We start from the raw sequence: 7,532 nt of genomic DNA, 5'->3' as shown, positions 1-7,532 counted from the left end.
CCACACTCCGGGGGGCACCTCAATGCCTACCACTGACCACAGCCGCTCGACGCCACGCCCGGCCGCACCGTGAAGGTACGGCCGGGCGCTTTCGTAATCAGGGGCGTTAGCTGGAGATGTACCCGGGGGTTCCAGGCGGCCGCCCAGGGCTGCCGGCCCCGTGGAGAGGGAGGCATTCTGATGTCCAGCACCGTCAAGGACATGCTCGCCACCTACCCCGCTGACCTCGGTGACATTGACCAGGCCAAGCTCACCTCCTGCATCGAGGCGTGCGTTACCTGCGCGCAGGCGTGTACGGCGTGTGCGGACGCCTGTCTGTCCGAGGGCATGGTGGGCGATCTCGCCAAGTGCATCCGCACTGACATGGACTGCGCCGACATCTGCACCGCCACCGCGGCAGTCCTCTCGCGGCACACCGGCTACGACGCCAACATCACCCGCGCGATCCTGACCGCCTGCGCCACCGCCTGCAAAGCCTGCGGTGACGAATGCGCCGGGCATGCCGACATGCACGAACACTGCCGTATCTGCGCTGAAGCCTGTCGAAGCTGCGAGCAAGCGTGCAACGACCTCATCACCTCACTCGGCTGACGCTCGCCCGTCATCTGTCCCGGCTGAAAACCGAAACCCTGCCCGGCAGTTCGGGAGCCACGGACCCAATCGTCCGAGAGAACACACGCCCCATAGGAGGTCCACGGCCGACGTGACGCTATGCTCCCCGGCATGGTTGTGGCCCGGGCGACCCGTAGCGCGCCGCGGTCCCGCTCTCGTGCAGCGGGCCCGTGGCGAACGTGGGTGCTGGCCGCGCTTCTCCTCACCCTGCTGTACACCCACGGTGTCAGCGCGGAGAGCGCCGCAGGCCACGCCCATCTCGGGGCGCCGACCAACACGGCAGCCCTGAACGTTCAGGACCCCGATCCCGCCGGACACAGCCACGAGGCACCCGACCCGCACTCCGGCCAGGGGCACACCGACCACCAGGATGCTCCGGAGCCCGATCACGCGGCTCACCAGTGTGTGTCCGGTCAGCCCCAACAGGGCGCTGCGCTACCCGTCCCGTGCGAGGCCCATGCCGTTCATCGGCCTCCGTACGCGTATGCATTCGGCGCCGCTCGACCTGTCACGGCCCTCTTGGCCTCTGCCCCCGTGCCGGACTCAGCGGTCCTACGGATCTAAGCCTTCACGCCAGCCAACCGGTCGACGACCTGTTGAGCCACACCCGTGAGCCACGCCGGTGCACCAGCAGCGGCTCGGCAATGCCTTGCCATGCGCCCTGCCGTCATGCGCCTCTGCTGCCATGCGGTGGCGTGCGGCGAGGAGCCATGGCCGGCTCAAGTTGCGCTGTCCCAACGAGTCCGATCTTCGGCCCCGTCCTGCCCGCCTGTCTCGTTGAGAGCCCCAGGCCCCACTGAACTTCCCTTGTAGGTCCGTTTTGTCCTCCTCGCCCAATCTCGCCACGACGACCCCGCCCTCAACCCCCTCACAGCCAACCCCAGGCCACCGCCGCTCCAAAAGGAAGCGGGAAGCCTCCCTGCCGTGGCGCTACCTCGGCTACGTCGGCTACTACGTGGGCGCCGGCCTCATCAGCGGAGCCGTCGTCCACCACCCCATGGCCCCCACCCGCTACTCGATGATCGCCGCGTCCGGCGTGCTGGTCTTCCTGCTCGCGACCGTCCTCAACGACATCGTGCTCGCGTCCGAGAGGCAGCCCCTGTCACGCATACTGCGCGTGCTCGGCACCTCGACGATGCTCTCGTTCGGCCTGGGCATGCTCAGCGGCGGTATGCAGCATTTCGCAGACCTCCCAGAACGCTGTGCCGTGCTGATACCGCTGGGCATCGTCCTGTCCTTCGTCGCCTTCTTCCTGAAGGAAGACAAGAGGCCGTGGCGGCGTATCTTCGGCCTCATGGGTCTTGCCGTCCTTGTAGTCGCGGCCCTCACCTTCCTGGGCCTGCGCCACATCGCTCCCACCATGGCCGAGGGGCCTGGAGGTGGACACAGCCACAGCGATGTCGTTCCCGAGAAGGGAAGCGACGAAGGCCAAGACGATGACCACGGCAGCGACACCACCAAACCGGCCTCCAAGCCCACCGCCTCTCCGAAAGACACCCACCCCAGCAAGGAGCCCGGGCACGACGACGGACACCAGCATTGAGCCGACCTGCTTCCGTGATAAGACAGTCAGGCGAACACCGGCAGTCTGAGGCTGCGCGGCCAGGCAAGGGACGGCCAGCCTGTCCGCGGTGAGCGGCTAGGTGGGCACGCGCGGGTCCCTGCTGGTTGTGTCCCTCCGCGTGAGGGATTCAGCGCGGCTGCGGGATCTGCTCGCGCGGGCGTCGGCGCCCGTAGCGGGTTACCCCGCGCGGCTTGAACACCGACAGAGCGGCCGCCGCGGGGAGCACCAGCAGAGCGGCGGCCGCGTCCGCGACCAGCTGGATGCGCATGCCCTGAAGCTCGCCGCCGGCGAGGGCGGCCCGGGCGGCCGCATCGGCGAGGTGGCCGACTGGCTGCATGTGGACCAGCAGCAGAAGGGTCGCGATCACGGTGATCAGAAGTTTCGCGATGACCAAGTAGTGCCGCAGCAGCCCCCACACCGTGCCGAGTGACTGCACGAGGCCGGTCAGCAGGGAGGCGACGCTGAACGGGACGATCACGTACCAGCCCACCACGTCCATGGCCAGGTAGGCGCCCCGCACGGTCTGGGGTGAGGTGCTGGTCAGCCCGGCGACGGCGAGGGCGAGGAAGGCTGCGACCGCGCCCAGCCAGCCGACCGAGGCGGTGACGTGAAGGGTAAGGGTCAGCTTCCGTAGCCGCGGCGGGAACAGGGTCACGACGTGTGCCCCGCCATGCCGCCGCCGGCCAAGTGCACTATCACGAACACCGCGACCAGGACGACGGCGATCGCCGCGGACACCTTCACCCAGCGCGGCGCCCCCTCGCCGTCATCATCGTGACGATTCGGTGAGCCTGCCATGACGCCCTCCACGGGTCCGGGTGTGGGCCCAGAGAGAACCACGCCGTCCACTTTATCGATACACTCTGTCTCTACTTAAAACTGAGTGTATCGCCCGTGGACGCCCGTATCCTGAGTGGGTGCCGAAGCTGTGGAACGAGACGATCGACGCGCACCGCGCCGCTGTGCGTGAGGCGATCCTGGACACCACCGCGAAGCTGGTGGCCCAGGGGGGCCTGCGGTCGGTGACCATGTCCCAGGTCGCCGAGCAGACCGGCATCGGCCGCGCGACGCTCTACAAGTACTTCTCCGACGTCGAAGCCGTCCTGCTGGCCTGGCACGAGCGCCAGGTTGCCGGCCATCTCCAGGAGCTCGCGGGCATCCGCGACCAGACCGGCACCGCCAGGGAGCGCCTGAAGGCGGTGCTGGAGGCGTACGCGGGCATCGCCCGGCAGCGGCACGGCGGCGAACTCGCGGCCCTCCTGCACCAGGGCGAGCACATCACGCATACCGAGCGGCACCTGCACGCCATGCTCCAGCACCTGGTTTCTGAGGCCGCCGAGGCCGGTGAGCTGCGCTCCGACGTACCGCCCGCCGAACTCGCGCAGTACTGCCTCCACGCCCTGACCGCCGCAGCCGCGCTGACCTCCCAGGCCGCGGTGACCCGCCTGGTCGCCGTCACCCTCGACGGCCTGCGCCCGGTTCCGCTTCCTCGAAGCCATCGCTGACGCTCACGCCTCGGCGGTAGCGGTAATCGCGCCGGGCGCCGCACGACCCAAGTCAGTCCGCGCGGCGCCCCACGCCTACCCAAGTCCATCAGACGTCGGCATGGTCCGTTCCAGTACGGGCTGTTTCACCACGCCCACATCTCGTTCCGATTCGACCCTGGACCATCATGAGTCAAATCGGCGATATCGGGCGGGACTTGTCCCCTACTTTGCCCCCTGGGCCACTACCGACCACCAAAAGCTTCCGAGAGACCGGCGAGCACAAGCGGACAGAACGACAAAAGCGCAGGTCAGAACAACTCTTCTGACCTGCGAGCCAGCGCGACGGGTGGGACTCGAACTCACGGGCCGACGGATTATGAGTCCTTTGAGGATCGTCCGTGATCTTCCCGACCCTGCCTTGATTTTCCCATTTTCCCAGGTCAGAGGGCTACACGTTGCCGGTCTCGCCCGTGGGCTTCCTGGTCTTTCCTGATCCTTCCGTCCCCTCCGTGTCCACTACGGGTCCACGCGCGCCCTTCCGCGAACCCCACAAAGACCTGGTCGAGAGCATCGATGCAGGCTGCGGTCTGGAGCGCCGAGGGATTTGAAGAGGCGAGCAGCGGAGTGCCTTACCGATGAAAAGGGCCCCGCCCTCTTCGCCCGAGGGTGGAGCCGTGGAGCGTCTTCCCAGGTCAGCCGCTAATGAGCACCGTATTCTGCGGCGGCTCCGTTGGGAGTCCACGCATCTGCTCGCCCATCGGATAGCGCGCGGCAGCGGAGGCTGGGGGGTGCATGGTCAGGGGGTGCGGGGAGACGATGGAGGAGCCTGAGGGACGGGCGACGAGGCGCGGGCCCGAGTCGACAGCAGGCAGCAAGCTGCGGCGGCGGTCGGAAGGAGTGCCGGGGATGAGCCCAACCAACTCCTTCCGGGACGAACCCGGCCAGGCTGGGACCGTCCCCGCCGCGTCAGGTGGCCTCCTCGACGTGCTGAGCGTGGCGGCCGTTCTCCTCGATGCCGAGGGCAGGATCGATCTCTGGAGCCCGCAGGCCGAGGACCTGTTCGGCTACAGCGCCGAGGAGGCCCTGGGCGAGTTCGCGGGCCGCTTGCTGGTCCATGAGGAGCACCAGGGGCTGGTGCTGGACATGTTCGCTCAGGTCATGGAAGGCGGGGGCAGCTGGGCCGGAGTCTTCCCCGTCCGGCACAAGGACGGCAGCACGCGGCTGGTGGAGTTCCGCAACATGCGGTTGCTGGACGACGAGGGGGACTACTACGCCCTGGGTCTTGCCGCGGATCAAGCAACGCTACGGCAGGTCGAACGGGATCTGGCATTGTCCGCCCGACTGGTGTCCCAGTCGCCAACCGGACTAGGTGTGCTGGACACCGACCTTCGGTACGTCTCGGTCAATCCGGCGGAGGAGCGGATGAACGGTGTACCTGCCGCCGAGCATGTGGGCCGGCACGTCCACGAGGTGCTGCCGTTCTTGGACAAGTCCTTCGAAGCGACGATGCGCGAGGTCTTGGCTACGGGCACCCCTGTGCTGGACCAATACATCGGAGGCCGCACCCCGGCCGACCCGGACAACGAGCATGCCTGGTCGATTTCTTTCCACCGGCTGGAAGCGCCCAACGGGAAGGTACTGGGGGTGGTGACCTCCAGCGTGGACGTCACCGAGCGGCACCGTGCCGTCCAGGAGCAACGACGCACCGTGCTCACCCTCCAGCGCAGCCTGCTACCCCACCCGCCACCGCAACGGCCGGGGCTGGCTGTCGCCTCCCGGTACCAGCCCGCCAACGCGGCCAGCGAGATCGGCGGCGACTGGTTCGACGTCATTGCGCTCGGCGGCGACAAGACTGCCCTCGTCGTCGGAGACGTCATGGGCAGCGGCGTCAGCGCCGCCGCCACCATGGGCCAGCTCCGCACCGCCACCCGCACCCTGGCCGGCCTCGACCTCGACCCCGCCCAGGTCCTCCAGCACCTCGACCACACCACCGAGCGCCTGGAGCAGGACACCATCGCCACCTGCGTCTACGCCGTCTACGACCCGCACAGGGCGCAGTGCCACATCTCCCTCGCCGGCCACCTGCCCCCAGTACTCCTCCGCCTTGACGGACAGCACGAACTGCTCGACCTGCCCACCGGGGCACCGCTTGGCGTCGGCAAGGTCGCCTTCCACACCACCACGCTCGCCCTGGACCCGGGCGATCAGCTCATCCTGTACACCGATGGGCTGGTCGAGAGGCGCGACCGGCCCATCGACGCATGCCTGGACACCCTGCTCGCCCTCCTAGACGACCCCCATCGCTCCCTGGACGAAACCTGCGAGCTGCTCCTGCACACCCTGCGCCACCCCGGCGACCACGACGACGTCGCGCTGCTCATCGCCAGGGCCAGCACCTGTCCAGCGGGTTCCCTGTCAGGTTCAGCTTGTTGAAGGAGACGCTGGCTTTGCTATGAGAAGGGAGTGTCTTTCCCTTGGCTCTGGCACGAAAGCGGTGATGACGGAGCGTCAGTGTTGGCAGGGTAGTGGTCGTGTGCCCCAAACGTCGTGAAGACGCTGTTCCCGCAAATGGATCCAGCGGTAGTCGATCACGTGCTGGTGGAGGGCCAGGTCATACGCGTGCGGGCCGGTACTCGGGCATTGGAGGCAGCGTGTCCGGGCCGCGGCTCGCCCTCAGAGCGTGTGCACGGCTACCACCTGCGGCGGCTGGCCGATCTGCCCGTCGGTGAACGCAGCGTCGTCGTCGAGCCGCGCGTATCGGACCGGGCGCGGTGAAGTCTCTGTTCACCAGGTCCGGGGCGAGGGTGGCCTTCGGATCCCGGCGGGTGAAACCCTTACGACGGGCACTGACGCCCGGATCGGCCTCGCGCATCAATCGCTCGACCCGCTTGCGGCCCACGTGGACACCCTCGCGCCTCAGGACGGCATGCACGCGTGGGGAACCGTAGATGCCGCCGGAATCGGCGATCCGCTGGATCTGCGCGGTCAGCTCCGCGTCACGGCGCCGCCGCTCGCACGGCTCCTGCTCCTGCTGGCGCCAGCGGTAGTAGGTGGACGAAGCGATGTGCAGTTCCCGCAGGACCGGCTCGCCCCCAGATACGGGTGCTCGTCGAGGAGCGCCGTCACCTGAGCCGGGTCGGGGCGAGCTGCGCGGCGAAAAAAGCCGACGCCGTCCGCAGCACTTCATTCGCCCGCTAGAGCTGCGCGTTCTCCCTACGCAGGGCCGCGAGCTCCTCACGTTCGGCGGTGGTCAGCCGGTCATCGCTCTCACCAGCATCGGCCTCGGCCTGGCGGATCCAGCCGCGCAGGGCCTCGGGATGCACACCCAACTCGACGGCCAGCCGCTTGATCACCGGCCTCGGCTCGGTCGTGCGCTACATCCACACCGCACGCTCCCGCAACTCCAGCGGATACTTCCTCGGAGCAGCCATGGCCAAAGGTCCTCTCATGAGACCCATCTGACCCGCTGTCACCTCCCGCCGCATCTCGGGGGAACCTCAATCCACCAGGTTCGAGCTGGCGTGCCCTAAGGAGGCGTAGACGCCGGCTCCTCGCGTACTCCTTTCCATCTCGCTCGCCGGACCCGCACCATCTGGCAGTCCTGACACGTCCCGGCTTCGTCGGGGCCGCTTCCGCACTCCCCGGCACCTCCCGGATCAGGCTGCCTCCAGCTTCAACCGCCCTGCTGCGACAGGACGGCGGTGGTGGTGGTCTTTCACCTCCACTCGAACAGCAAGCACCTCACAGCGCACGTCCCGGGGGACACAAGCGCGACGGCATGAACGTCCAGGTCCTGACCGACCGTTCCAATTAAGTGACCATGAGTGAGTCTTGTACTCATACCTGGTCGCTGCGGACATCCCGAACGG

At 67.9% G+C, this 7,532-nt stretch carries 7 protein-coding genes and 2 pseudogenes; 5 read left to right on the top strand and 4 right to left on the bottom strand.

Going from position 1 to position 7,532, the window contains the following annotated elements; translation table 11 throughout:
- Window positions 1-180: 180 nt before the first annotated feature.
- Window positions 181-591, top strand: a complete 411-nt coding sequence (locus J7I98_RS39080) for a four-helix bundle copper-binding protein (protein WP_214929817.1) — start codon at window positions 181-183, stop codon at window positions 589-591.
- Window positions 592-1,432: 841 nt separating this feature from the next.
- On the top strand, window positions 1,433-2,155 hold the full coding sequence (locus J7I98_RS39075) for a hypothetical protein (protein WP_214929816.1): 723 nt from the start codon (window positions 1,433-1,435) through the stop codon (window positions 2,153-2,155).
- A gap of 148 nt (window positions 2,156-2,303) precedes the next feature.
- Here the strand turns inward: J7I98_RS39075 and J7I98_RS39070 are convergent, their stop codons facing one another.
- Both J7I98_RS39070 and J7I98_RS39065 read right to left on the bottom strand, forming a co-directional pair.
- On the bottom strand, window positions 2,304-2,831 hold the full coding sequence (locus J7I98_RS39070) for a hypothetical protein (protein WP_308378105.1): 528 nt from the start codon (window positions 2,829-2,831) through the stop codon (window positions 2,304-2,306).
- Window positions 2,828-2,974 carry a hypothetical protein gene (locus J7I98_RS39065; RefSeq protein WP_214929815.1) on the bottom strand — a complete coding sequence of 49 codons (147 nt, stop codon included), beginning with the start codon at window positions 2,972-2,974 and terminating at the stop codon, window positions 2,828-2,830. Before J7I98_RS39065 ends, J7I98_RS39070 begins: the two co-directional genes overlap by 4 nt.
- Window positions 2,975-3,093: 119 nt before the next feature.
- On the opposite strand from J7I98_RS39065, the gene J7I98_RS39060 reads away from it, so the two are divergent.
- From J7I98_RS39060 to J7I98_RS41960, 3 genes are all read left to right on the top strand, one after another.
- A complete protein-coding gene (locus J7I98_RS39060; protein ID WP_214929814.1) occupies window positions 3,094-3,681 on the top strand; it encodes a TetR/AcrR family transcriptional regulator in 588 nt (195 codons plus the stop codon).
- Between the two features lie 888 nt (window positions 3,682-4,569).
- Window positions 4,570-6,096 (top strand): SpoIIE family protein phosphatase, encoded by a 1,527-nt coding sequence (locus tag J7I98_RS39055; protein ID WP_214929813.1) that lies wholly within the window; start codon window positions 4,570-4,572, stop codon window positions 6,094-6,096.
- Window positions 6,097-6,231: 135 nt separating this feature from the next.
- Entirely contained in the window at window positions 6,232-6,438 is a 207-nt protein-coding gene (locus J7I98_RS41960; RefSeq protein ID WP_251021855.1) for a hypothetical protein, read from the top strand.
- A gap of 94 nt (window positions 6,439-6,532) precedes the next feature.
- Here J7I98_RS41960 and J7I98_RS43205 read toward each other — a convergent pair.
- Window positions 6,533-6,850, bottom strand: a pseudogene (locus J7I98_RS43205) (IS3 family transposase); the annotation flags it as partial.
- A gap of 7 nt (window positions 6,851-6,857) precedes the next feature.
- A pseudogene (locus tag J7I98_RS39045) lies at window positions 6,858-7,019 on the bottom strand (transposase); the annotation flags it as partial.
- Between the last annotated feature and the right edge of the window lie 513 nt (window positions 7,020-7,532).

The sequence above is a fragment of the Streptomyces sp. ISL-98 genome, from assembly GCF_018614055.1.
In the GTDB taxonomy this organism is placed as follows: domain Bacteria; phylum Actinomycetota; class Actinomycetes; order Streptomycetales; family Streptomycetaceae; genus Streptomyces; species Streptomyces spiramyceticus.
The sequence above is the reverse complement of the archived record's forward strand: the minus strand, read 5'-3'. Positions and strand labels throughout refer to the sequence as shown.

What these genes read in the sequence shown, in the direction of transcription:
- J7I98_RS39080 (WP_214929817.1), top strand. Translation starts at nt 181, where the DNA reads ATGTCCAGCACCGTCAAGGACATGCTCGCCACCTACCCCGCTGACCTC.
- J7I98_RS39065 (WP_214929815.1), bottom strand. Translation starts at nt 2,974, where the DNA reads ATGGCAGGCTCACCGAATCGTCACGATGATGACGGCGAGGGGGCGCCG.
- J7I98_RS39055 (WP_214929813.1), top strand. Translation starts at nt 4,570, where the DNA reads ATGAGCCCAACCAACTCCTTCCGGGACGAACCCGGCCAGGCTGGGACC.
- J7I98_RS41960 (WP_251021855.1), top strand. Translation starts at nt 6,232, where the DNA reads ATGGATCCAGCGGTAGTCGATCACGTGCTGGTGGAGGGCCAGGTCATA.